The following is a 24416-nucleotide window of genomic DNA, read 5'->3' as shown; positions in this document are numbered from 1 at the left end:
GGGCTAGAATCTGTCGCTGACTAGGTATTTCCGGGTGACTCATGCGCTTTCCACGCCGTGCCGCCGTTGTCCTGACCTGCATGCTGGTGGCGGGCTGTTCGCATTTTGCGGGCCGGAGGCCGTTGCTCGGGTACTCGGACAAGGGTGTTCAGCATGCGGACACCGCCATCGTCGCATGCGCCGAACAGCTGCAATACGTGTGCGGTATCACCGGCGTGAACCAGATTTCCACCTGGGAAAAATTCAATGGCGGCAAGACGCCATGGGTGCGCGTGCTGCCGGGCAGGCAGGTGATCAGGATGACGCTGTCCAATTCGCGCCAGCTCAATCGTCAGGACGTCATCATCGATAACGTGCAGGCGGGGCATGTTTATCGCATCGACGTGGGTTCCAGCGGGACATTGCTGACCGCCACGTACACGGATCTGGGCAAGCTGGATTCCTACACCATCCATATGCCACGCTTTCCGCTTGAGCCGAAGGCGATTACGGCTTCGTTTTAATTAAGCGCGGAGTATTTGCGTGTCGCCATTCCGGCCTCCGCCGGGATGACGTCCGGGGCAGGTGCAGTCTTAAGGAATGGAGCCTCAATCCTGCTGCGCTGTAACGCCCAGCTTCGCCAATTGCGCCTGCACACTGTCCGGACCTGCAAGATGCGCGGCACCCACCGCGACAAACACGGTGCCCGGCTGCTTGAGCATGTCCTTGATCTTTGCCGCCCAGTTGGCATTCCGCTGCACCAGCAATGTCTGATATAGCGCAGGCTCCTGGGTTTTCAGTTCGTCGTTCTCCAGCTTTGTGATGGCGGCGACGTCGCCTTGCTTCCATGCATCAATCAGGGTTAGCAGTTCCTGCTTGTCCTTTTCCACATCACGCAAGGTGTCGCGCAGGAAGGCGATCTGCATCGGCATGGGCAGATCGGCGAGAAACAGGATCTGCTGCTGCGCCGTTTCCAGGCCATAGACGGGTTTGCCGGCCTGGATCATTTGCGCCTTCAGTTGCTTGTCCACGCCTTCGGCCGGATCGAGGCCGGCTTTCATCAACGGTGCGATGGAAAGCGTTATGGCGGCGAGCCATGGCTTCATCGGCTGCAACGTTGCAGTGCCGCCAGGCAGGCCAGCCAGTTGCGCTGCCTTGGCCAGTGCGACGTTGTCTTGTTGAGTCAGCTCAGTGGAGAGCGGATGCGCGGTATCCACGCCGTAACGCAGCACCAGTGAGGTCATGCTGGCTTGATCGTCATCCGTCAGTTCGATGTAAAGCGCGCTGCTATGGGCGAGGGCCTGATTGAGCGCTGGAAAGTGCCAATCCGTATCGTTGGGCAACAAGTGCACGGTGCCAAACAGGTACACCGTGCTGTTGCCGCTTTTTACCTGCCAAAGTGCGGGGTGCGCCAGCGCATGGCCGCACGTGAGGAAAAGCAGCGCAAGCGCCAGGAGTGATCGTTGAACGATGGGCATAAATCCTCAGCGCGGAACGCGATAACCGCCGGGCACGCCGTGCGGGCTCAACGTAAGTTGCCACAGCTGATCGCGCCGGCTGCGAAACACCGCGGCCGATACCGCCAGGTAAAAATGCCACATGCGGCGGAAACGCTCGTCATAGCTGGCACTAAGCGTGGCCCACGCTGCGTCGAAATTCGCGCGCCACGCGGTGAGCGTGCGATCGTAGTCCGCACCGAAATTGTGCCAATCCTCCACCACCCATAATCCTTCCAGCGCGGCAGCCACCTGGCTGGCGGCGGGAATCATGGAATTGGGAAAAATGTACTTTTCGATCCACGGATCGGGCTGACCGGGTGCTTGGTTGGTACCGATGTTGTGGAGCAAGAAGAGTCCGTCGTCCTTCAGGCAGCGACGCGAGACTTCAAAGAATTCGCGATAATTTTTCGCGCCCACATGTTCGAACATGCCGATGGACATGATCGCATCAAAGGGTTCGTCCAATTCGCGGTAATCCTGCAGGCGGATTTCCACATCAAAATCGCGGCAAAGTTCGCCCGCCAGCTCCGCTTGATGTTGGGAAACGGTGATGCCCACGCCGGTGATGCCGTAGCGTTCGGCCGCAAATTTCAAGGCTTCGCCCCAGCCGCAGCCGATGTCCAGTACGCGCATGCCGGGTTTGAGTTGCAGTTTGCGGCAGACCAGATCCAGCTTGGCTGCCTGCGCGTCGTCCAGGTTAGTGGCCTGTGCCCAATAACCGCAGGAATACACCATACGCTTGCCGAGCATGGCTTTGAACAGATCATTGCCCAGATCGTAATGCACCTTGCCGATTTCGAACGCATGCTGGCCGCGTTGCATGTTGACGAAGCGTGCTCTCAGATGCGCGAGCAGCGTATCAAGCGTCTTGAGGTGTTCGTCCATGTGGCTGCACAGGATATTGGTGAACATGCCAGATAGATCCTGCGCATCCCACCAGCCATCCATATACGCTTCGCCCAGGCCGAGCGAGCCGTGCGCAAACACGCGCGCGTAGAGTTGATCATCGTGGACTTGCATGTCCGTAGGCGCCGAACCGTTGATCTGGATGCCGGCCAGTTCAAGCAACTCGGCGGCGCGCTGACGCAATGAATCCTGACTCATGTGCCCCCTTCCTTGCCCAGTATCCCGAAATGTACTGGCGACCATGCATACACCACATCAACGCCCGCCTCGCGCACCAGCCTCAGCAAGGTCTGCGCATTCGCTTCGCTGAGCAGGAATTCCACTTTCAGTGGAAGGTCGTCGGCAAGCTCGAAGAAGGCTTCATGATGCAGCACGCCGTGCCGCCCGAACCCCGCTGTGGCGCGAAACTCCGAACCGCCGCCGAGCTTATTGCGCTTGGCCAGCTCCAGCAGCCATTCCGAGAGCAGCAATCCGTCATGCCTGGCATGCACATGGGTATAGAAGCGCAGAAAGATGCCGTTGGCCGGGGTGCCATGGAACGAGGTATCGATGCTCATGACGTTCGACTCCGTATCAGTGGCGTAACAGCCCGCGCGTGAGGAAGATGCCGAGGAGCGTCATCGCCAGGCTGCCGATCAGATGCAGGGCGATATGTACGCCGAACCACGTCAATTGTCCGCGCAGCAGCAATGTGTCCGCTTCGGCGGAAAAAGTGGAGAACGTGGTCAGCCCGCCAAGAAAGCCGGTCATCACCAACAGCCGGACTTCCGGGGGAAGCACCTGAAAATGTTCGATGATGCCCAGCATGCAGCCCATCATCAGTCCGCCACCGAGGTTGGCGGCCAGCGTGCCCAGCGGCAGGGTAGGGAAGATGGGATTGAGCAGAACGCCGAGTATCCAGCGCAGCCAGCATCCGATTGCGCCGCCGATGCCGACGGCAAAAAAACCACTCCAACTCATACTGTGTTGTCTCCTGGCAAAGGGGCGACACAGGCACGCCTGCGCCGCCGGAATCCGGTGGTGCAGGCATCATCAACCTTGCGGTGGTTCGTTACGCCGGAGCCGGTCCGAGGCAACGGGAGGCATGCCATCTCCCACATGCCGGCATGCTAGCCGATGCCATGATGGGTTGGTAGGTTGCCGTGGAGCTCGGCTTGCCACGGCGCCGTCGTGCCCGCGAAGGCGGCCTTTTGTGCTCCAAAGCCACATGGAAGCCCACCCTCGCGGGCATGGCGGCTCTGCAGGCCCTGATTAGGGATTGAACTCGGGCATCGCCGCGATGGCGTGCGCCACCTCTTCGGGCTCTTTGCCTTGCCCGGGAATCACATGCCTTCCAGGGCCATACGGACCCCATTCGGCGGTATTTGTGACGGTGAAGATACCCATGGTGGGTACGTCCGAGGCGCAGGCCAGGTGCATGATGCCGCAGTCGGCGCTGATATAGACGTCCAGACCCGATAGCACGCTGGCAAGTTTGCGCAGATCGCTGGAGTAATACGCAGGATAACGCGAGCCCAGCATCGAACTGCCGGAATGCGGCAGGATTTCCACGATGCGGTGTTCCGGATGTGCCGCTTCCAGTACCGTGATCAGGCGCATCCACCACGCTTCGCTGAGCTGCTTGGGACCGGTGGCGTTGGCAAAAATGCCGATGATGCCGCGACCGGGCGTGGTGATGCCGCTACCGGCGAGAGAGCGCATCAGCGCGGCTCTGCCGTGCTCGTGCTCGACGGCGCTTAGGCGAATGTCCGGCACCGGGTAATCGGCCGCCGTGTCGCGCCCCATCGCGCGACGCAACAAGTACACCGGACGCCGTCCTTTGCTTTCCAGGTCCGTTGGAAGCGGTACGGGATGGGTGATTTCGCCGTGCTTTTTCGGGCTGCTGAAGCCGAGCGTGTAGGTTGAATTCGACAAGAGCATCAGCAGGCGGCCGGTCTGCGACAACGGATCGGCATCGATCGCCAGGTCGTAGCGGATCTTGCGCATGCGCCGCAGCGTGCCGAAGAACTGAAACGGATGCCCCACGCCATGCGCGGGCATGCGAAAAATGCGCTGCACGTTGAAGAATCGACCGTAGACGTCGTCTGCGATCGAGCTGCGCGTAAGGATGTCGATCTCCGCGGCCGGATAGATTTTTTCCAGCTCCGAGAGCAGTGGTGTCAGCAGCAGCGTATTGCCCAGGCTGTGGCTGACATGGCAGACCAGGATGCGATAAATGCCCTTGGCCGGCAGTGCTTCGGACGTTGGCTGCCCGTGGCTGCCGAACATCATGCGCATGAGACGGCGTGCGACACGGCGGCGCAAATCGTTGATCGGATCGTAGTAACGCGTGTTCTTCAGCACGGTGAGCATCCCATGGGCGAGGGCGACTATACCGGTTCGCCGGCAGCTGTCAGCAATTGCTGGTCGATCAGCCATGCCTTGGCGTTTTCTGCGTCGTGCTCGAACCAGGCGCGGGCCGAACCGAGGCGGAAGCTGTAGCCCCAGGCATCCATGTCTTTCATGATGCGCTCGTGACCTACGCCGGGAAGTGCATCGCCCAGCACGATCTGCAGGTAGCAGACGGCGTCTTCTTCTTCGATCGAATCGGTGGCGTCCGTGTGCACGTCGGCGCGGCGTTCCGGCGGCAGCACGATCAAGTGACCTGCTTCGTGCAGGATCGAGTGCACGGGCGTGTCGCCGCGCGCGTAAACGGTGTGGCCGATGATGCCGGCTTCATCGTCGCCCCAGAAGCTACCAGGAATCGGTTCGCCATCGGCGACAAGCATCAGGATCAAGTCATAGCGGGCGAGCAGGATGTCGACGGCGTTTCGGTCGATGTCGGTGAGGCGCAGGATGGGTGGCATCATAAAGCTGATGAGCTACTTCCTCCCCTGCATGCAGGGGAGGGAATGGATCATTGGATTGTGCGGCTCAGGTCGCCGGGTTGCCCGCCGGTTTGCCATCAGGCAACGCCACCGAAAGCTCCAGCACCTCATGTCCGCTGTCGCGCTCAACATTGATGTTGATCGCTTCCAGGTCGACATTGACGTACTTCTTGATGACCTCGAGCAACTCGTTGCGCAGCAGCGGCAGGTAGTCTGGCGCTCCACGGGTGGAGCGTTCCTGCGCCACGATGATGCGCAGGCGCTCCTTCGCCACGTGTGCCGTTGGTTCCGGCTTGCGCTTTAGAAAATCGAGGATACCCATCACGGTCAACCTCCGAATACCCGCTGGAAGAAGCCCTTCTTGGGCGCCTCGAGAAAGCGCATGGGGCGGGTTTCGCCAAGGATGCGCGCCACGGTGTCGCGATACGCCTGTCCGGCGAGAGAGTTTTCGTCCAGGATCACCGGCACACCTGAGTTGGAGGCGGCCAGCACGTTTTCCGATTCGGGAATCACGCCCACGACGTTGATGCCTAGAATGTCTTCCACGTCTTTTACGCTCAGCATTTCGCCTTGTTCGACACGCGAGGGGTTGTAGCGCGTCAATAACAAATGCTGGGTGATCGCACCGTCACCACGCTCGGCGCGTCGCGTTTTGCTGGCCAGAAGGCCCAGGATGCGGTCGGAGTCGCGCACCGAGGAGACTTCCGGGTTCACCACCACCACGGCGTGGTCGGCGAAGTACATGGCCAGGTGCGCGCCTTTTTCAATGCCGGCGGGCGAGTCGCAGACGATGTAATCGAAGTCGTCCTTGGCCAGGTCATCGAGCACTTTCTCCACGCCTTCTTGCGTGAGTGCGTCCTTGTCGCGTGTCTGGCTGGCGGCGAGCACGTAAAGATTTTCGTGGCGTTTGTCCTTGATCAGCGCCTGCTTGATGCCCGCTTCGCCCTGAATGACGTTGACGAAGTCGTACACCACGCGCCGCTCGCAACCCATGATCAGGTCGAGGTTGCGCAGGCCTACGTCGAAGTCGATCACGGCCACCCTCTTGCCGGCCATCGCCAAGCCCGTGGCAAGTGATGCGCTGGTGGTGGTTTTGCCCACACCACCCTTGCCGGACGTCACAACGATAATCTCAGCACTCAAGGCTCATCTCCGGATATGTTTTTTTCTAATAGTGTGGGATGTTCTGAACGAGTCAGGACATCCTTCTTATTTCAAGGGTGCGATCAGCAACTTCTCGCCTTCGAGCCAGCATTGCACAGACTGGCCCTCCAGGTCTTTGGGTATCTGTTCGAACACGCGGTAGTGGCCGGCGATGGCGACAAGTTCGGCGCGGAAGTCCGCAATGAAAATGCGCGCCTTGGCGTCGCCTTGCGCACCGGCCATCGCGCGACCCTTGAGGCTGCCATAGACATGGATGCTGCCATCGGCGATGACTTCGGCGCCGTTGGCGATGGTGCCGACGACGACCAGATCCCGATCACGCGCATACACCTGCTGCCCGGAACGCACCGTGCCGTCGTGGCGCTGCGCGCCGACCGAGCCCTCCGGTTGGGACAGCACCGGCTCGCGTACGGGTGCAGGAGCAGGAGCAGGTGTTGGCGCTGATGTGGTACTGGGAGCGGGTGGCGCAATACTGCCGCCATCGGCGGGCTCGTAAGCGGCGCGAAATTTGGCGATCAACGGCAGCCCCATGCGCTGTGCCAGTGCCTCAATGGCGCTGGTGCCATAGGCAAGGCCTACCGGCAGCATGCCGGCGCTGCGCACCGCTTCGAGCAGCGCATCGACCGTACCGTCGTCCGGCACGTTGAGGAGGTGGCTTAAATCCAACACCACCGCGGCACGCGAGAACAATTGAGGCGCCGAGCGCACGCGGCGCTCCAGCTCCTCGCACAACGCTGCCGCGTCGACCCTTTTTACACGTACGCAGGCAATCCCGACCTGCCCGAAACGCAGATCGCAGGCGTCACTTGTTTCCATTTTTGCATTCATGAACGCCGCTCTCCGGCGAGGCGTGGTTTGGCGTCTCGATTGGCCAAGGGGAGGTCGCGGCCCGCCAGCCAAGGCAGGTCGGGCAGGCCGCCATGTTCGAGATAGGTGTCGCGCACGTAGGTGTAACTGGGCAGGTCCTTGGCGAGCAGGCTCACCTGTGGCCCGCGCTCGCCCATGCGTTGCTGGCCCACTTCCTGGAATCCGTAGGTGCCATGAAACAGCACCACGACATCGTCGGCCGGCTCCAGGAACACCTCGCAGGTCAACAGCGGTACGCGTACTTCGGCGTAGCTGTTCACGTCGCAATAGAAGATGCGCCCCAGGCCGTGGCGGCGGTAGGCGTTGGCGATGACGATGCGGTCGATGTAGACGAACGACGGATAGTGTTCACTGAACCAACAGTAGTTCGTGCTGCTGTAATCGCGGCCGTCGCGCAGTGCGATCAGGAATCCGGCCAACTGGCCGTCGATTTCGGCGACGCGAAAATAATCGGCTTGCTCGTAGAAGTAGCGCAACTGCGCAGCGTCCAGGACCAGAATGGAGCGACCGGCAGTGTTATTGAGTGCCAGTACGGCATCCAGGTCGTGCTCGCGCACGTCGCGGATGGCAAGGGCCATGCGTTGCTCCGCAGTGAGAGGTTGCTAGTTAAGACCGACTGACGGCCCAGCTCATGGGGCATTATGGCATGCGACTCTTAGCGGCACATCCCGTATTGCGGCATGACCGCGCATGTAAAACCTTTGTAAAACCAAAGGCTAGCACCGGCCGGCTGGGAACAGGGTACGGAGGGCGTACGATAATGCGCATGACTTCCCGCGCATTCCGTCTTCCCGAGGCGGTCCTATGATGCAGGCATGGTGATGACCAACTTCAACCACAAGCGACTGCTGCGTATTACCGGGTTGTTCGCCTATCTGTGCGATGGCACGCCGCTGTTCACCGAATGGGCCACGCACCGGCTGGATTTGCTGCATCGCGCGAATTTCGCCCTGTTGCTGTGCATGCAGTTCTACCTGGTGTTCGGGGTGGTGTATCTGCTGGTCACCAACAATCTGGGTTCGCGCACGCGGGTCGGCGCGCGCTTGTTCGGCCTGCTATTGATGACCGCGGCGGCTCTGCTGGTGGGCTGGTACACCCACAGCGGCTTGTCGGCGATCCTGCTGGTGGTGGCCTCCTTGATTCTGCCGTGGGTGGTTCCCTTCTGGATAGGCATCGCATGGATGGTGCTGCAGGCCGTGTGCCTGACGGCGCTGTTCTCCACCTTCCCCGACTACAACCTTATCCAGGCGTTCCTGCAGGCGTGTCTGTACACCGCCTTCTCCGGACTGGTCTTCGTGGTCTCCACCGTGGCCAGCCAGCAGGCGGAAGAGCGTGAGGCGCAGCGGCGGCTCAATTCCGAATTGCGTGCCACCCGCGCTCTGCTCGCCGAATCCACACGTATTGCCGAACGCATGCGCATTGCACGCGAGCTGCATGACTTGATCGGTCATCATCTGACTGCGCTGAGCCTCAATCTTGAGGTGGCCAGCCATCTCAGCAACGAATCGGCCGGCGTACACGTGCGCAAGGCGCAAAGCACGGCGCGCCTGCTGCTGACCGACGTGCGTGAGGCAGTCAGCGAACTGCGCCAGGACGACGCCATCGACCTGACCCAGGCCTTGCACAGCCTGGTCGACGGCGTGCCGAGCCTGCACGTTCACCTCAACATACCGCCGCGTTTCAGCGTGGAAGACCCGCGCCGGGCGCAGGTGCTGCTGCGCTGCGTACAGGAAATCATCACCAATACGGCGCGACACGCCGAGGCGCGCAATCTGTGGCTGAGCTTCACCTACGAAGACGAAACGCTGCTCAGCCTGAGCGCGCGGGACGATGGTCGCGGCGCGTCCGACATTACGCCCGGCAATGGCCTCTCGGGTATGCGCGAGCGACTGGCCGAATTCGGCGGCAACGTGACGATGGAGAGTGAAGCAGGGCAGGGTTTTGCACTCACCATCCGTCTTCCATTGGGCGAACCGTCGGTGCTGGCGCATACGCCGTCACGTTTCGAACCGCCCGCATTGAGCCTGACCTGATGACTTGCCAGAATGCCCCGACAAGCTCCGTCCAACGCCTTCGCATGGGTCGCGGCGGAGTTTGCCTGTGCGCAACACGCCACGGAACCCGGGCGCGTGCGGGCATCAGCATCAGGCACGTATTTTTAAGCATGGCTGTCTTACGCCATTTTTGTTGCGAGGATCCGCGATGATTTCCGTTTGTCTCGTCGACGACCAGAACCTGGTTCGCCAGGGTGTACGTTCCCTGCTCGATCTGGCGGAGGACATTCGCGTGGTGGCTGAGTGCGCCGATGGCGTGCAGGCGGTGGCGGATATTCCGCGCATCAAGCCCGACGTGGTGTTGCTTGATCTGCGCATGCCCAATATGAGTGGCCTGGAAGTGCTGCAGGCACTTTCGGCGCGCAACGAATTGCCGCCCACCATCATTCTTACGACCTTCGACGACGATCAGCTCGTGCTGCAAGGCCTCAAGGCTGGCGCGCGCGGTTATCTGCTCAAGGATGTGTCGCTGGAACAGCTCGTTGAAGCCGTGCGCACCGTCGCCAGCGGCGGATCACTGGTCGCGCCGATGGTGACGCAACGCCTGCTGGCCGGCGTAAGCCGCATCCATAATCAGTTCACCAGCCTGGAGCAGCCCGATCCGCTGACCGAGCGTGAGACCGAGATCCTGCGTCTGCTCTCCGGTGGCTACAGTAATAAGGAAATTGCCAATTCGCTGAAGGTGGCCGAGGGCACCGTCAAGAACCATGTGTCCAACATCCTTTCCAAGCTGGGTGTGCGTGACCGTACGCGCGCGGTGTTGAAGGCGCTGGAACTGGGCATTGTGTGAGGTGCTGAGTGCCCACTCGTGCGCCTACAGAAGAATGCTGCGTAGCAGCGCGGCCGGAGAGGGCGGCGGCCCGTAGCGTTCCTGAGCGCGAACAAGTACCATCGGCGGCTTAGGCGCCGGCCGAACCCCGTCCTGATGCGGTTTCCCTCGTGGGAAAACCACCCCGAGGCGGTCCGTTCCGACCGGCGCGTTTCACGCACTAGAGAGACGTCTCGGAGATACCTGGAATGACGCGTGTTCTGGAATTCATCGTTGCCCTGATCATCGTCGCCGTTGTTGGCGTCGTGGTGGGCATCATCATGCCCGGCAGTGGCCACGTTGAGCGGTCATTGATCGTGAGCAAAGACCTGCGCCAGGTCTATGACGTGCTGGCCAATTTCCGCACCTTCCCCGACTACGCCGTGCTGCGCGCGTACGATCCCAAAACGCAATACACGCTCTCCGGCAATGCCTATGGCGCCGGCTCCGAAATCAGCTGGAGCAGTCAGGACGACAAAGTGGGCGACGGCAAGCTGACCATCGCCAGCACCCAGCCGGAATTCGACAAGATCGATCCCACCGTCAACAACGCCGAGATCATCTGGAATGTGGATAACGCGTGGCGCGGTAGCGACAAGCACTTCACGCTGGATCTGCTGCGTCAGGGCAACACTGGCAAGCTGACCAAGATCACCTGGTCGTACGATGTGAGCTACGGCTTCAACCTGATGGATCGTTATTCCAATCTGTACATTCACGGCCAGCCGGATGCGTTCATCCAGTACAGCCTGAATGATCTGCAGAACGTGCTGGCCTCGGTGCCGAACGTCGACTACAGCGATCTGATTCCGTACATAGAGCAGCCCAAGGCCACGCCGGTGCTGCTGGTGTCTACGCAGATCAGCCTCAAGGGCGGTCTGATTGAAGGCATGGCGGATGCCATTCCTGCCGCGGTGAACCAGATCCAGGCCGCTGCGAAGAAGCTGGGTGTGAACATCACCGGCCCGCGCATCGTCTACACCACCAACTTTGGCGATCAGAACTATACGTTCGACGTGGCGATGCCGATCGACAACGCCAATCTCAACGTCAACGGCCAGAGCTATCAGCTGACGCCGGAAGTTCCCCCGTCACTGGCTGATCAGGCAGCTGCCGCCAGCACCAGCGCTACACCGGCCAATGCGCCAGCGCTGAACCCGGGTGACAAGGATCGCAATGGTCGCCTCGTGATCGACAACAACGTCCGCGCCATGCTGGCCTTCGGTCAACCTGCGCTGATGGCGAAATGGAACGGTACCATCGTGGGCGTGAAGAACACCCGCGAAGAGCTCGAAGCCTATGCGCAGACGCATGGCCTGAAGTTCAACGACTTTACCAACCGTAGTTATGACATCGAAGTGCAGCCTGAGGTGAAGGATAATTCCGGCAATATCACCACCTACGCTCAGTACGAGGTGTACCTGCCGTTGACTGATCTTCAAGATGTGACGGGCGGTGCGATACCGCAACAGACCCCGGAACAGCAGGCTGGCATCAAGCAGCAGGGCATCCTCAATGCGAACGGTCAGCCCGCTTCCAGCGGCACTGCGCCCGCTCCCGCGAGCAGCGCACCGGCCGCGGCGAGCACCGCCGGCCAATAAGCCGCGCGCGCCAGACCGACGAAAAGCCCTCCCTTTGCGGAGGGCTTTTTCGTTTTTGCGTGTGTAGCGCTTCGCGTGGCGAATTTTCGCGCGCTTGCGGTACATTGCGATGCGGTTCCTTTGACTGGCCCGCACATGGATCCCGACGCGGGCCACGCAAATAGTGTAAAAACAGGCCCTCATGATCGAGACCGACAAGCTCACCAAGCGCTATGGCCATTTGACCGCAGTGGATGCGTTGAGCATTTACGCCGAACCAGGCCAGGTGCTCGGCCTGCTGGGGCCGAACGGCGCGGGCAAAACCACGGCGATGCGCATGATCGCCGGCTTCCTCTCGCCCAGTTCCGGCACGGCGCGCGTGTGTGGGCATGACGTGACGAAGGAGCCGATCAAGGCCAAGCGAGCGCTCGGCTATCTTCCTGAGGGGGCACCGAGCTACGGCGAAATGACGGTGCGCGAGTTCCTCCTCTTCATCATGCGCATGCGCGGACTGCGCTCCGACGTCGGCCGGCGTCGCTTCGATGACGTAGTCAGTCATCTGCAACTGGAGGATGCCTTGCACGTCAGTGTGGAAACCCTGTCCAAAGGGTTGCGCCGGCGCGTCGGGCTCGCGCAGGCCATTCTGCATGACCCGCCGGTGCTGATGCTGGACGAACCCACCGACGGCCTCGACCCCAACCAGAAGCACACCGTGCGTCGGCTCATCGATACGATGGCGCGCGAGCGCACCATCCTCATTTCCACGCATTTGCTCGAAGAAGTGCATGCGCTGTGCAATCGGGTGGTGATCATCGCGGGCGGCCGGCTACGCGCCGATGCCACGCCGGCTGAACTGGAAGCGCGTTCGCGCTATCACGGCGCGGTGTCCTTCAGTGCGCAGGGCAGCGGCGTTTCGCAGGAAATGCTCGGGCGTCTTCCACAGGTCGCTGGTATCGAGGTGGATCCGCTGGACGGCCGAATCACCGTTTTTCCCAAGCCCGGTGAGCGAATCCTGGAACCGGTAGAGGCCTTGCTGCGCCAGCAAGGGCTGGAAGTATCCGAGATCCAGCTCGAACGCGGTCGCCTGGATGAAGTGTTCCGTCAGATCACGCTGGGCACTGACACGGAGGCGCGTGCATGAACCCCACCATAGCGGTCATGCGCCGCGAACTGCGCAGTTATTTCGTCACGCCGGTGGCCTACGTTTTCTTGGTGATCTTTCTGGTGCTGGCGGGCATCCTTACCTTCTACGCCGGTGGTTTCTATGACCGCCGTATCGCCGACCTCCAACCGTTTTTCGAAATGCATCCGTGGCTCTACCTCATCCTGGTGCCTGCGGTGTCGATGCGCATGTGGGCCGAGGAAGCCAAATCCGGCACGTTGGAATTGCTGCTCACATTGCCGATCAATCTGTGGCAGGCGATGTTCGGCAAATTTCTAGCGGCATGGCTGTTTGTCGGCCTTGCGTTGCTGTTGACGTTTCCCATCTGGATCACGGTCAACTATCTGGGCTCTCCCGACAACGGCATCATCGTCGCCGGATATCTGGGTAGCTGGCTGATGGCCGGTGCGTTCCTCGCCATCGGCGCCTGCCTGTCCACGGTAACGAGTAGCCAGGTGGTGGCCTTTGTCCTCACGGCGGTGGTGTGCGTATTGCTTATCCTCGTCGGTCAATCGCAGGTGCTGGATTTCTTTCAAGGCGCGTTGCCGCGCAGATTGGTCAATGGCGTGGCGCATCTGTCGATGTTCCGGCACTACGAGGCGATTGCGCGTGGTGTGCTGGATGTGCGCGATCTTCTGTATTTCATACTCACCATTGCTGCGTGGTTGACGGCCGGCGTACTGGTGCTCGATATGAAACGCAGTCGTTGAGCGGGGCGGTGATCATGTTCGGTCTTCCCTTGCGCCGCCGTACCGTACTGATCAGTGCATTGATCGCGCTGATCGTGGCCTATTGCAGCCTCACGCTGGTTACCAGTCGTTGGCTCGCGCCTGAGCGGTTCGACCTTACCGCGGACCACCTTTATACGCTGTCGCCTGGCACGCGGCAGATTATCGATAACGTGAACCGCCCGCTGTGGCTGACGCTGTATTTCTCGCAAGACGCCACGAAAGATGTGCCGGTGCTGCGAAGCTACGAGCAACGCGTAGCGGAAATGCTGCAGGAGATGGTGGCTCGATCGCATGGACGCATCCACTTGCAAATCGTCGACCCCGTCCCGTATTCCGATGACGAGGCCAGTGCAGAAGGCAACGGCCTGACGGCGCTGAATGGCGGTACCAACGGTGAGCGCATTTTCTTCGGCTTGGTGGGTACTACGCGCCCGCCAACGAACGAAGCCGCTACCGATTATCGGGCCGACTTTCCGAACTTGGCACCCGGCAAACTGATCGATCGCACGCTCTCCATACCGTTCTTCGATCCGAATCAGGAAACGTTCCTTGAATACGACACCGCCAAGCTGCTGTATCAATTGAGCGAAGCGGAAAAGCCACGCATCGGCGTCATTACGGATCTGCCCGTCATGGGCGATCCCGCACAAGGTACGCCGCCGTGGGCGGTGATGCGCCAGCTGCAGCAGTTGTTCGATGTACAGATGATCGATGCGAGCAAGCTCAAGCATATCGACAAAGCCATCCAGGTCGTGTTGCTTATCCACCCCAAGCATGTGTCCACCACCGTGGAATACGCGCTCGATCAATACGTGCTTGGCGGCGGCCATCTGGCGGTTTTCGTCGATCCGTACTCGGAGTCCGATCCCGCACCGCTGGTCGATGATCCAACCAGCGCCACGAACAATCACAGTTCCAACTTGCCACGGTTGTTTACCGACTGGGGCGTGATGTTCAATCCTGATCAAGTGGTGCTTGATCGTGCGCGTGCGTTGCCGATCGAGCTGGCGGGCGTGAACCTGGCGCACCCGGCCATGCTTGGTCTTGGTGCGGCCGAGCTCAATCGTGACGACGCTATTACTTCCAGCTTGCAGCGCATCAACGTTTCCACCGCCGGGCATTTCGATCTTCTGCCCAATGCGAACACGCGGCTGATCCCACTGATGCAAAGCAGCTCCGATGCGGAGGTGGTGCCCACGCAGCGCGTGATCGAGGCCGCCAGCAATCCGTCCAGCCTGCTGGATGGATACCAGCCGCAGGGCCAGAACTATGTGATTGCTGCGCGTCTGCGTGGACCGTTCGTCAGCGCGTTCCCCGAATTTGCCCGACACGCGGGACATCTGTCGACATCCGCGTCTAACGCGGAGGTGATTTTGGTGGCAGACACCGACCTGCTTACCGATCGTCTGTGGGTGGAGACGCAGAGCTTTCTCGGTCAGCCCATGCCCAGTGCGTTTGCCAACAACGGCGATTTCATCAGCAACATGGTGGATAACCTGAGCGGCTCGTCGGCGCTGTTGTCCATTCACGGGCGCTCCAGCTCGCAACGGCCGTTCACACGCGTGCTGGCTTTGCAACGTGTGGCGGACCGTAAATTCCTGCAAAAGAAGCAGGAGCTGGAAAACGAACTTGCCGATACCAAGGAGCGCCTCGACGAACTGCAACCTGCCAAAGGCGCGCGCGACACCTCCACCAATGCCGAACAGAAGCAGGAGATCGAGCAATTCCTGCAGCGTGAGCTGGCCATCAGCAAGGAGCTGCGCGATGTGCAGCACCAGCTCAATGCCGAGATCGACGCGTTGGGCACGGAATTGAAAGTCATCAATATCGTGTTGTTGCCGGCGCTGATCGTCCTGCTCGGGCTTCTCTATGGATGGCGCCGGACGCGTCGTAACCGGCGCCAACGGGGTTGATGGCGAAATGCCGCAGTCGGGTGTTGGCGCGGCTACCGGCAATGGCGTTACGCTGGGGTGGCTGTGTTACGTCGTTTGTCGGCGTTAAGCGCAGCAGGTGTGTCGCGCGGGGACTGTAGCCACCAATGTTCGCCTCTTTGCTGAAATGGATCGTTCCCTGGGAGTTTTCCTGGGTCTTTCTGGCGTGCTTTGTGTGTGCGTGCGTTTTGTACTGGCGCGGTTGTCGCAAGCTGCGGGTCAGCGTGGCGCGCAAGATGGCGTTCTGGACAGGCATGGTGATGGTGTACCTGTGCCTGCATACCTATTTCGATTTCTACGCCGAGCATGAGTTCTTCATGCATCGCCTCCAACAATTGCTGTTGCACCACCTGGCGCCGTTGATCGTCGTCGCGTCCTACCCCGGATCGGTACTGCGCGCCGGCTTGCCGCTGAAGTGGCGTATACGCGCATTGCGCCCGGCCTTGCGCGCGTGGCCATGGCGGTTGGTGAGCGCGGTGCTGCTCAACCCTGCTGTCGCGACCGTGCTGTTCGTAGCGTTCATCCTGGTCTGGCTGATCCCTGCGATGCAGACCATGGCGATGCTCGATTGGCGCATTTATCGCTTCATGAACTGGTCGATGATCGTCAGCGGTTTCGTGTATTGGTGGCTGGTGCTGGATCATCGCCCGCGCCCCCCCGGGCGAATGATTCCAGGCATGCGCGTACTGTCGCCCGGCATCACCATGGCGCCGCAGATATTGGCGGGCGCCATCATCACTTTTTCGAAAACGGATCTTTATCCGATCTTCGAAATCTGCGGGCGCGCATTCGATTTCAACGTGTTCACGGGACAACTCATCGGCGGCATCATCATCTGGGTGCCGGCGGCGACCATCGAAACCATTGGCGCTCTCCTGGCTATGCGGCAATGGTTGCGGCTTTCGCGCAGCGGGCGCATTCGCCATCAACGCCGTGCGGCGCATGCGATGTCCGGCATGGTAGAGCGGCCACTTGCGTAGTGTTGCGAGTTCTACCTCTAAGTAAATACGCACAGCCCTCGTCGCGATAAGCGGACTGTCTCCGCTGTGCAAGCGCGACTAAAAGAGCACTGACATATCCGGCAACATCACGCGGTGCACTCATCCAGCGCGTGATGGGGTGAGGCCGCGTCCATGCTCTCGGGGATATTGTCATGCGTTTTACGCCGCACGGATTCGCTGGTGTGTTGTTGCTTTGGGGTGGCGTTGACGCAGCCGTTGCGCAATCCGCTACGCCACAACAGGAGCTACGCGCCTACGTTGGGATAAAGGACAGCGTCCCACTCCCCGATGCCGGAGCGTTCGGCGAGCAGATTAACCCGTTGACTGGCGAGCTCACATTGGTGCAGACGGATGCCTGGCTGCGCACTAACGGCTTTCCTTTATCGGTAGCGCGCAGCTTTACGCCCGGTGGCTTCCCTGAAGGCACGCCACATACGGGTGCCTTTGGTGACTGGCAACTGGAACTACCGCGCATCACCACGCTCACTGTGCGTGGTAGCGACGGACATGGCTGGCAAGTGGCAGGTCCTAACCCGTATGCACGCTGCAGCGCTTTCGCATCGCCGCCGCCGGTACTGACGTCTGTTGAATTGTCGTCACGAGGCAAAACCCGCGGTCTGATCGGCACGGGCCCTATTTACAGTGGCGGCACCATTGGGGCGGGTTCCGATGGTTCTGCGCTCAATCCCGACGCCATCGATTCAAATGCCTGGTGGCAAGGCTATCAACTTATCGTGCCTGGCCAAGGTGAGCAGGAAATCCTTCACCGCGATGCCGGCAACACGCTGGCCGTCAACGGCACACCTGCCAATTATCCGCTTGTTACCACAAGGCAATGGCAAATCGGTTGCCTCGGCGCCACCGACAATGGCGAGCCAGGTGAGGCGTTTATCGCTGTTGCCCCAGATGGCACGAAGTACACCCTCAACCATCTCGTGTACCAGGCGGCATCAGACCTGTCGTTGACTGATCTCGGGGTGGTTGCGCGTGAGCGCGCCTCGATGCTGGTGACTCGCATGGAAGACCGCTTCGGCAACGTGCAGGAATTCATCTACGACGGTGACCGCTTGGTGACCGTGGCCAATCCCAATGAGATGCAGCTCGATCTCACGTATCGCACCGACGTACCCACCCTCGTCGATCAAGTGATTCTGCGGCCCTATACCGCCAATCCACGCAAATGGACCTACCGCTATGCCAACCTTGGCACCGGTCACGAAACCCTTACAGGCGTCACACGTCCCGATGGCACGGCGTGGGGCTACGACCTGCAAACACTTGCCGAAGCCACACTGGACTATAGCGGCACTACCACGTGCAACGCGGTCGCCCCCTTCGACGCCACGCAAACCTTTACCGGATCGATGTTCGATCCCAATGGACTGACCGAGCACCTCATCATGGCGGGCATGCGCCATGGCCGTGCCCAAGTCAAAAACGACTGCAGTATCGCCGCCAACTTCCCCTGGGTGCCATCCCAGTACGACACGATCTCGCTGGTTCAGCGCAGTTATTACGGTGCAAACGTCGGTACGCTTGCGTGGACCTATCGTTACGCCGCTGCGGCGGTATCACCGGCATGGATGGAAATCGTCGATCCCGATCAGCACATCACACGATTCACGTTTAGCAACGTGGCCGATGAAACCGAAGGTCACCTGCTTGCGCTGGATACCGATCGACACGCCGATGGCTCCGCCTCGCGCAGCATTCATTTCGATTACGCGGCGGCGAATGTCGGCCCGTATCCGGCTTTGCTAGGCAAGGCAGCCAGCTCGCGTGTCAACGCCGCCGCCCTGGGCAGCGTGACACCGTTGACCAAACAAACCCTTGTGCAAGACGGCGACAGCTACCTCACCGAATGGAACGCGTTCAACCGTTTCGGACAGCCTACGCAAACTCGGCGTAGCAATACCATCGCCGGCCAGCCCGTACTCGAAACGCGCACGGATTACCTCAACGATCTGCCGCACTGGGTGGTGGGCCTTTCGCAAGCCATCACTGACTTGGCGGACAACACCGTTATCCGCCAAAACGTCTACGATCTTGCGCAGGTCACGCTGAAAGAAACTTATCGCTTCGGTCTCAAGCAAGCCTCGTATACCTACGACGCGCAGGGTCACGTCGCCAGCGTCACCGATGGCAACGGACTCGTTACGCACTATCAGAACTATGTAATGGGTAACCCAGTCACGACCCTTTACGCCGATGGGACGAACGAATCCAGGTGGCCAGACGACTTCGGCAACATTGCGACATACATAGATCGAGCTGGCGTCACCACGACCGCCGACTACGACGTGATGGGGCGTATAACGCATCTGCATGCCCCCCAGGGCGACGGCACGACGTGGAATGACACCTATTATCGCTATCTTTACGGCGAATGGTCGGAAACAGGGGTTCGAGAGACGCACTGGCGCTACGGTGTAACACGCGGCGATGCCGATGCCATCGTCGACTACGATGCATTGATGCGCCCCTACATCCGCTCGATGCGCTCCGGGCCTGTTGGTGTTGCTCCCTATATAAGCACAGCCTATGCCTACGATTGGCGTGATCGCCCACTATTTACCTCTTACCCATCAAGCATCAGTGCCAACACCGCGCAACTCAACCAAGGCGTTCGTGTCGACTATGATGCCCTTGACCGTCTCACTGCCAGTCATCAGGATTCCGAACAAGGCGTACTCACCACCACGCTTGCTTACTTGAACGGCGCGCGCACGCAACTGACCGACCCCAAGGGCGCCATCACCACTACCAGCTATCAGGTACTGGGCGCTCCGAGCACGAGCACTGTGCTGCAGGTGCAAGCGCCTGAAGGCATCACTCAAACCATCGCGCGCGATACCTATGGCCTGCCGCTGAGCCTCGTTCAATCGGGCCTTTATCAAAACGCATCGGTATCGCTCACGCGCAGTTACGTGTACGACGAGCACAAACGCCTGTGTCGCACCATCGAGCCGGAAACCGGCAGCACCGTGGTCGATTACGACGCCGGCAGTCGCGTCATCTGGAGCGCGCAAGGTCTGTCGATCAACGCTGCTGGCTGCGGTCGCGAGCAAGTGGCCGACGGCGCTAAAACGCAGCGTGGTTACGATGCTATGAATCGCGTGCTTAGCGTAGCCTATCCCGCAGGCACGCTCCCGTCCCAATTCACCTATGACGCGATGGGGCACATTACCAGCGCGGATACGGGCCTGAGTCGTTGGATCTACGCTTACAACAAGCTCGGGCTGCCCGCCAGCGAAACGCTCATGGTCGATGGGCTGCCCTACACGCTCCAATACACCTACGACGCCAACGGCAGCCTGGCCAGCACCACCTATCCCGACGGCCGCGTCATTGCCTATGCTCCCGATGCCTGGGGCCGTCCCACGCAGGCGGGCAGCTTCGCCAGCGCCGCCCGTTATCTGCCCAGTGGCGAACTGGAGTATTTCAAATACGGCAACGGCATCGAATACGTCACCGACCAGAACGCACGTCAACTGCCCAACAATCTGAGCTATGTGCTACCCAACGGCAGCCTGCTCTTCAGTCAGGACTTCAGCTACGACAAAAACGGTAATCTCACCCAAGCCAACGACCTGCTGCAAGGTGTTGGCAGCCAACGTGCCTTCCAGTACGACACCCTCGACCGCCTGACCCATGCCACTTTGCCCGGCGCGGCCAATAGCGAAACCTACAACTACGATCCCCTCAACAACCTGCGCCACATCACCGCAGACACCGGCCTGCAGCGCGACTATCTGTACGACCCCTTCAACCGGCTCAGCAGCGCTGTCGGTTCGGACGGCCATCCTCACCAGTTTGTCTACGACAACCGCGGCAACACCATCCAGCGCGACGCCACGCCGCTCACCTTCGACTTCGCCAACCGTCTCACCGAAGTCAGCGGACGCGAAAGCTACGTCTATGACGCCTTCGGACGGCGCGTGCTCAAAACACGCTTGGGGGTGGGTGGTAACAAGACCTACTATGTCTACAGCAACCAGACCGGACAGTTGATGTTGGAGCGCGACAACGATGTCGCCTCCAGCGAAACCGACTACATCTATCTCGGAAGCATGCTCGTCGCGCAGGCCACCACGCGCAAGCATGACTTGCCGGGAGCCATCAGCTTCGTACCGGCCAGCCCCTCCAATGGTGATTACACCGTAGCCTGGGGCAGCTCCGATGGCGCCACGGCCTACGAACTGCAGGAGCAGTACAACGGCGGCGCGTGGAACACCATCTACCGCGGCGCCCAACCCAGTACCAACCTTGCTGGCCACCAAGGCGGTACCTACCTGTACCAGGTGCGCACGTGTTCAAGTACGTGCGGCGGTTGGGTGGTCTCCAGTCCGATGGGCGTCACGCCCGCCGCCATATCGGCCATACGTATACCGTCCGGCGTTCAGCGTGGCGCATACACCATCCGTTGGGATCCAACGGTCGGTGCAACCCGTTACGACATCGACGAACTCAGCGGCGACAGTTTGATACCCGTTTCGCGTCGCGTCGCCAGCGACATCACGGGTAATGCGGTTCAACTGCCGGGTAACGCGAATGGCTTCTATCGTTACCGCGTGTTAGCCAAGAGCGAGTACGGCGATCGCGGTTGGAGTGCGCCGTCCGACACCGTACAGGTAGACGTGCTGCCGCCCGATCCGCCGCCAGCACCACCGGCCAGCCCGGCATTCACCACCCCGCCACCGCCCTACGACTGGCCCGTCGCCAAATTTCCCGCCAATGTGGTGGTGGAGTGGGACCCGGTAGCGCGCGCAAGCCGGTATGAAATCACCATCGCCGAGCCAAGCGTGCTCTACACCACCACCGATATCCGCCAATCGGTAGGTATCAACCAAGCCGGTACCTATTACGTCAGCGTGCGCGCCTGCAACGACGTCGGCTGCTCCAATTGGAATCATTGGGGACCGTTTTCCATGCATCTGGCAGGCGGTCCCGGAGGCGGCGGCCCCGCGATGCAGTCCACCCGGAGGGGCGGGGCGGAACGCGTTGATCAGGCAGGTAAGCCATGACGTCACCAGGGAGGGGAGTGCGCATCGTGCGGATGTCAAAGAAAGGGTTGTGTGCATTGGTGCTGGCGTTATGCGTCTGGAGCATTCGGCCCGCCTGCGCACAAACCTATGCAACGCTCGGTAACGTGGATGGAGTCGTCGGCGACGGCACCGGCGCGATAACGCTGCGTGGCTGGGCCTGCTGGCAAGGCTACGTTTTGCATCGGTACTCGCCGCAACTCAAGCTCTACGTAGGCGGCGAAGCTGGGCAGGGCGGTACAGAGCTGGGCATCTATCAGGTCGATCAACCCAGCGAGCAAGCCGTTGAAGATACCTGCCGCAACCAGAATCCAAACAATCGTTTCGTCATCGGTTTGAGCATTGCCGTGCGCCAGCAATACGGTGGCCAACGGCTGTACGTCTATGCCCAAACGCTAGCTGTTCCCGAGGGCGGCTATGTCTTACTGCAGGGATCAGGGCAATACACGGTGCCGGCGGCTCCCGCCGTGAGCGACTCGGTGTACTACATCCACACCGATCGCCTGGGCAGCAATGTCATCATGACCGACGCGAATGCCAACGTGGTGGCGAAGACTGATTACAAGGCGTACGGTGCTGCGGCAGACAATGGCAACAAAGCCGAAGCACCGGGCTTCATCGGCCAATACGAGGACCCGCTTACGGGGCTGACTTATATGCAAGCGCGTTACTACGATGCGGATCTAGGACGATTTATCTCGGTCGATCCGATCGCGGCAAGAACCGGAGATATGTTCAACTTCAATCGGTATGCGTATGCCGCCAACAATCCAATGAACCTTACTGATCCAACGGGATTGGACTACTGCCAAGGCTTTGTGAATGGTGTTGCTGCAGGTATTGGATATTGCGGAGACAATCCAGGCTCCATAGGAAGCGGCGGCCCGCGAGATAGCAACCGGGGAGGGGCCATAGGTGGGCCCGGGGAAGGAGGCGGCGGGAGCATCCCGACGGAGGACCCGGTGAATGTGACGGCGAATAGACCGCCAGACATAGAACGGCAAGAATTCTTTGGATTCAGTTTGAATCCGCAGTATGTGACGGCTTATAGGATGCCGAACCAAATTTCGTGCGGCACGGTCCTTCCGGACGGCTCCACCGTAGGAGACCGGGTCACAGCTCTCTCGCATACTATCAATGACGCAGCCCAAATTACTTCAACTCCATATGGACCATCAATGAGTCAGACGCGAGGATACAGCCCGTTATCTGTGCCTTCTATAGTGTATTCGCAGACTAACTTCAAGATCATGTTCCGAGGTCAGGGAAATGCTGCTTTCCTTGGAGATGCCGGGAATTTCGCATACGCTGCAGTTGCAGCGAATATTGGAGTGCCATTATTCGTAACGGAAATGGTGGCCGGAGGATACGCACTCTGGGCCGGGCATAGAGATACTGGCGGCCCATTTTGGATGGATGCTAGCGCGACACGACAAGTTCCAGCAGGGTACAGTGCAGCATGCAACGTATATTGATTTGCATAGCGTGTCTTCTGATGATCCTCTTGCAATCTTGCAATAGGATTGCTGAGGAACATATGACCGAAATAAAGAACGGTCCTTTTAAGGTTGACGTTCGCGTTCAAGAAATTAACTATTCAGGAAGTCAAAACATAGATGTTTGTGTAGCTAATTCCGATAATAAGATTTTTCCTGATAAAAAAGTCCAATGCTTTTTGAATGGTTACGATTTTGACGGGCTGTCTATTAAATGGTTGTCACCGCGTGTAATTAAAGTATCTTTTCGCTCAGGAAGAGTTACGGGCTTCACAAACTCTGCCTTTGTCTATTCCAACGGGACTATTCCTGAGGAATTCCACATAATATTATGTGAGGGGTGCGGCAACTGAGAAGGTTTTCTTCGAAAGATTAAGTCTGATGCATTAACAAATCTATACATGCTGTCGGCTGGTGTGTTCTGGGATTTAGCAGCTACAGCAGCTTGGAATCATTATTGTGGAAATTAAAAAAAGTCATGCTCTTTGTAATGCTAATATTTAAGGAGTCGGTAAAGTTTTTTTGGGGGATCTGAAGAAGAAGTTTGCTTTCAAAGATCGAGTGTAGTGCATCAGTAAACCTGCACGAGTTGCCGCCCAGTGAAGTGCGCTTCGTTCGGGTAACCGAGGGCATTGTTGATATAGGTGACGCCGTCCATCGTCACGCGCCTGTTCACGTGGCTGTGTCCGTAAACGTGCGTGGTTGAGCCCGCTGCACGAAGCTGCGTCTCCAACGCGGTGGTGCCGAGCACGGGGTAGATTTTTCTGTGTTTGTCGGGAATGCGCTCGGGCATCAGATCGATGCGCGGCAGAAAGTGCGAGAAGCTGATGATGCGTTGTGCGCCTGTCAGCATTGGCGAGTGCACGGGGTTGCTATCGGTGAAAAAACGCGTCAGGGCTGCGTCGTCGTACCCCGGCCAGCGGCATGCACGGTAGTCGGCCCAGGCGGTTTTGAGATAGTCGTCCGCCGCGCCGAAGGAATAGTCATACCAGCCGAGCAACGGCATGATGACGAGCTCATCGTTGCGAAAGACATCGGTGCGGATGCCGTGTTCGTGCGCCGCGGCCAGCACGGCATCGAGTTTCTCGAACGAGTTCTGCATTGGCTCACGGTGCACCCACAGATCATGATTGCCGGGTACGTAAAGCACGGTGGAAAAACATCGCGCGACGAGCTTGAACGCATGATCGAGCCGCGACAGGCGATCGGAGACGTCGCCGGCGAGTATCAGCACGTCGTCGTTGTATTCATGCCGTGGCAACTGTTCGAGCCACTCATGGTTTGCGGCGTAATCCAAATGCAAGTCGGAAACCGCAAAAACACGCATGA

Annotated in this window: 22 protein-coding genes and 1 riboswitch; of the genes, 11 read left to right on the top strand and 11 right to left on the bottom strand. The window is 59.7% G+C overall.

Features of this window, described 5'->3' with window-relative positions; genetic code table 11:
* The first annotated feature begins 41 nt into the window (after window positions 1–41).
* Entirely contained in the window at window positions 42–503 is a 462-nt protein-coding gene (locus tag DWU98_RS11880) for a hypothetical protein (RefSeq protein WP_147293310.1), read from the top strand.
* A gap of 84 nt (window positions 504–587) precedes the next feature.
* Here DWU98_RS11880 and DWU98_RS11875 read toward each other — a convergent pair whose 3' ends face one another.
* The 10 genes from DWU98_RS11875 to DWU98_RS11830 form a co-directional block, all read right to left on the bottom strand.
* On the bottom strand, window positions 588–1457 hold the full coding sequence (locus DWU98_RS11875; RefSeq protein WP_115495773.1) for a TraB/GumN family protein: 870 nt from the start codon (window positions 1455–1457) through the stop codon (window positions 588–590).
* Window positions 1458–1463: 6 nt separating this feature from the next.
* The gene (gene cfa / locus DWU98_RS11870; protein ID WP_115495772.1) at window positions 1464–2582 is read right to left on the bottom strand and encodes a cyclopropane fatty acyl phospholipid synthase; all 1119 of its coding nucleotides are present in this window, start codon (window positions 2580–2582) and stop codon (window positions 1464–1466) included.
* Window positions 2579–2941, bottom strand: coding sequence for a DUF190 domain-containing protein (locus tag DWU98_RS11865; protein ID WP_115495771.1), 363 nt, complete (start codon window positions 2939–2941; stop codon window positions 2579–2581). The genes cfa and DWU98_RS11865 overlap by 4 nt, the downstream gene beginning before the upstream one ends.
* A 16-nt stretch (window positions 2942–2957) precedes the next feature.
* Entirely contained in the window at window positions 2958–3344 is a 387-nt protein-coding gene (gene crcB / locus DWU98_RS11860) for a fluoride efflux transporter CrcB (protein WP_115495770.1), read from the bottom strand.
* 56 nt (window positions 3345–3400) lie between these two features.
* Window positions 3401–3488: riboswitch (Fluoride riboswitch) on the bottom strand.
* A gap of 147 nt (window positions 3489–3635) precedes the next feature.
* Complete coding sequence (locus tag DWU98_RS11855) at window positions 3636–4727, bottom strand: glycosyltransferase family 9 protein (protein WP_158545042.1); 1092 nt, start codon at window positions 4725–4727, stop codon at window positions 3636–3638.
* 26 nt (window positions 4728–4753) lie between these two features.
* Entirely contained in the window at window positions 4754–5233 is a 480-nt protein-coding gene (locus DWU98_RS11850) for a hypothetical protein (protein ID WP_115495860.1), read from the bottom strand.
* Window positions 5234–5297: 64 nt separating this feature from the next.
* Entirely contained in the window at window positions 5298–5573 is a 276-nt protein-coding gene (minE, locus tag DWU98_RS11845) for a cell division topological specificity factor MinE (protein WP_115495768.1), read from the bottom strand.
* Window positions 5574–5578: 5 nt separating this feature from the next.
* A complete protein-coding gene (gene minD / locus DWU98_RS11840) occupies window positions 5579–6394 on the bottom strand; it encodes a septum site-determining protein MinD (RefSeq protein ID WP_115495767.1) in 816 nt (271 codons plus the stop codon).
* A gap of 66 nt (window positions 6395–6460) precedes the next feature.
* Window positions 6461–7243, bottom strand: a complete 783-nt coding sequence (minC, locus tag DWU98_RS11835; RefSeq protein ID WP_115495766.1) for a septum site-determining protein MinC — start codon at window positions 7241–7243, stop codon at window positions 6461–6463.
* Window positions 7240–7860 (bottom strand): GNAT family N-acetyltransferase, encoded by a 621-nt coding sequence (locus DWU98_RS11830; protein ID WP_115495765.1) that lies wholly within the window; start codon window positions 7858–7860, stop codon window positions 7240–7242. The genes minC and DWU98_RS11830 overlap by 4 nt, the downstream gene beginning before the upstream one ends.
* Window positions 7861–8097: 237 nt before the next feature.
* Between DWU98_RS11830 and DWU98_RS11825 the strand changes: the two genes are divergently transcribed.
* The 10 genes from DWU98_RS11825 to DWU98_RS21710 all read left to right on the top strand — a co-directional run bounded on the left by DWU98_RS11825 (window position 8098) and on the right by DWU98_RS21710 (window position 23440).
* On the top strand, window positions 8098–9315 hold the full coding sequence (locus DWU98_RS11825) for a sensor histidine kinase (protein WP_115495764.1): 1218 nt from the start codon (window positions 8098–8100) through the stop codon (window positions 9313–9315).
* Window positions 9316–9484: 169 nt separating this feature from the next.
* The gene (locus tag DWU98_RS11820) at window positions 9485–10126 is read left to right on the top strand and encodes a response regulator (RefSeq protein WP_115495763.1); all 642 of its coding nucleotides are present in this window, start codon (window positions 9485–9487) and stop codon (window positions 10124–10126) included.
* Between the two features lie 227 nt (window positions 10127–10353).
* A complete protein-coding gene (locus DWU98_RS11815) occupies window positions 10354–11745 on the top strand; it encodes an SRPBCC family protein (protein ID WP_115495762.1) in 1392 nt (463 codons plus the stop codon).
* Window positions 11746–11926: 181 nt separating this feature from the next.
* Window positions 11927–12865, top strand: coding sequence for an ABC transporter ATP-binding protein (locus DWU98_RS11810; RefSeq protein WP_115495761.1), 939 nt, complete (start codon window positions 11927–11929; stop codon window positions 12863–12865).
* The gene (locus DWU98_RS11805; protein WP_115495760.1) at window positions 12862–13596 is read left to right on the top strand and encodes an ABC transporter permease subunit; all 735 of its coding nucleotides are present in this window, start codon (window positions 12862–12864) and stop codon (window positions 13594–13596) included. Before DWU98_RS11810 ends, DWU98_RS11805 begins: the two co-directional genes overlap by 4 nt.
* 14 nt (window positions 13597–13610) lie before the next feature.
* Entirely contained in the window at window positions 13611–15530 is a 1920-nt protein-coding gene (locus tag DWU98_RS11800) for a GldG family protein (RefSeq protein ID WP_115495759.1), read from the top strand.
* A gap of 125 nt (window positions 15531–15655) precedes the next feature.
* On the top strand, window positions 15656–16528 hold the full coding sequence (locus tag DWU98_RS11795; protein ID WP_115495758.1) for a cytochrome c oxidase assembly protein: 873 nt from the start codon (window positions 15656–15658) through the stop codon (window positions 16526–16528).
* Window positions 16529–16701: 173 nt separating this feature from the next.
* Window positions 16702–21573 (top strand): RHS repeat domain-containing protein, encoded by a 4872-nt coding sequence (locus tag DWU98_RS11790; RefSeq protein WP_115495757.1) that lies wholly within the window; start codon window positions 16702–16704, stop codon window positions 21571–21573.
* 17 nt (window positions 21574–21590) lie between these two features.
* Entirely contained in the window at window positions 21591–23066 is a 1476-nt protein-coding gene (locus tag DWU98_RS11785; RefSeq protein ID WP_158545041.1) for an RHS repeat-associated core domain-containing protein, read from the top strand.
* 62 nt (window positions 23067–23128) lie between these two features.
* Window positions 23129–23440, top strand: coding sequence for a hypothetical protein (locus DWU98_RS21710; protein WP_147293309.1), 312 nt, complete (start codon window positions 23129–23131; stop codon window positions 23438–23440).
* A gap of 218 nt (window positions 23441–23658) precedes the next feature.
* On the opposite strand, the gene DWU98_RS11780 is transcribed toward DWU98_RS21710, so the two are convergent.
* Complete coding sequence (locus DWU98_RS11780; protein WP_115495755.1) at window positions 23659–24414, bottom strand: metallophosphoesterase; 756 nt, start codon at window positions 24412–24414, stop codon at window positions 23659–23661.
* Window positions 24415–24416: the final 2 nt, after the last annotated feature.

It is taken from the genome of Dyella monticola (assembly GCF_003363155.1).
Lineage (GTDB): Bacteria > Pseudomonadota > Gammaproteobacteria > Xanthomonadales > Rhodanobacteraceae > Dyella_B > Dyella_B monticola.
Note: the sequence above shows the minus strand (reverse complement) of the source record. Positions and strands in the feature narration are given on the sequence as shown.

Excerpts from the sequence above, each read along its gene's own strand:
- DWU98_RS11795 (WP_115495758.1), top strand. The coding sequence starts at position 15,656 with ATGTTCGCCTCTTTGCTGAAATGGATCGTTCCCTGGGAGTTTTCCTGG.
- DWU98_RS11800 (WP_115495759.1), top strand. The coding sequence starts at position 13,611 with ATGTTCGGTCTTCCCTTGCGCCGCCGTACCGTACTGATCAGTGCATTG.
- DWU98_RS11780 (WP_115495755.1), bottom strand. The coding sequence starts at position 24,414 with ATGCGTGTTTTTGCGGTTTCCGACTTGCATTTGGATTACGCCGCAAAC.
- cfa (WP_115495772.1), bottom strand. The coding sequence starts at position 2,582 with ATGAGTCAGGATTCATTGCGTCAGCGCGCCGCCGAGTTGCTTGAACTG.
- DWU98_RS11825 (WP_115495764.1), top strand. The coding sequence starts at position 8,098 with ATGGTGATGACCAACTTCAACCACAAGCGACTGCTGCGTATTACCGGG.
- DWU98_RS11815 (WP_115495762.1), top strand. The coding sequence starts at position 10,354 with ATGACGCGTGTTCTGGAATTCATCGTTGCCCTGATCATCGTCGCCGTT.
- crcB (WP_115495770.1), bottom strand. The coding sequence starts at position 3,344 with ATGAGTTGGAGTGGTTTTTTTGCCGTCGGCATCGGCGGCGCAATCGGA.
- minC (WP_115495766.1), bottom strand. The coding sequence starts at position 7,243 with ATGAATGCAAAAATGGAAACAAGTGACGCCTGCGATCTGCGTTTCGGG.
- DWU98_RS11875 (WP_115495773.1), bottom strand. The coding sequence starts at position 1,457 with ATGCCCATCGTTCAACGATCACTCCTGGCGCTTGCGCTGCTTTTCCTC.
- DWU98_RS11865 (WP_115495771.1), bottom strand. The coding sequence starts at position 2,941 with ATGAGCATCGATACCTCGTTCCATGGCACCCCGGCCAACGGCATCTTT.
- DWU98_RS11820 (WP_115495763.1), top strand. The coding sequence starts at position 9,485 with ATGATTTCCGTTTGTCTCGTCGACGACCAGAACCTGGTTCGCCAGGGT.
- DWU98_RS11790 (WP_115495757.1), top strand. The coding sequence starts at position 16,702 with ATGCGTTTTACGCCGCACGGATTCGCTGGTGTGTTGTTGCTTTGGGGT.
- minE (WP_115495768.1), bottom strand. The coding sequence starts at position 5,573 with ATGGGTATCCTCGATTTTCTAAAGCGCAAGCCGGAACCAACGGCACAC.
- DWU98_RS21710 (WP_147293309.1), top strand. The coding sequence starts at position 23,129 with ATGACCGAAATAAAGAACGGTCCTTTTAAGGTTGACGTTCGCGTTCAA.
- DWU98_RS11830 (WP_115495765.1), bottom strand. The coding sequence starts at position 7,860 with ATGGCCCTTGCCATCCGCGACGTGCGCGAGCACGACCTGGATGCCGTA.
- DWU98_RS11880 (WP_147293310.1), top strand. The coding sequence starts at position 42 with ATGCGCTTTCCACGCCGTGCCGCCGTTGTCCTGACCTGCATGCTGGTG.
- DWU98_RS11810 (WP_115495761.1), top strand. The coding sequence starts at position 11,927 with ATGATCGAGACCGACAAGCTCACCAAGCGCTATGGCCATTTGACCGCA.
- DWU98_RS11850 (WP_115495860.1), bottom strand. The coding sequence starts at position 5,233 with ATGATGCCACCCATCCTGCGCCTCACCGACATCGACCGAAACGCCGTC.
- DWU98_RS11805 (WP_115495760.1), top strand. The coding sequence starts at position 12,862 with ATGAACCCCACCATAGCGGTCATGCGCCGCGAACTGCGCAGTTATTTC.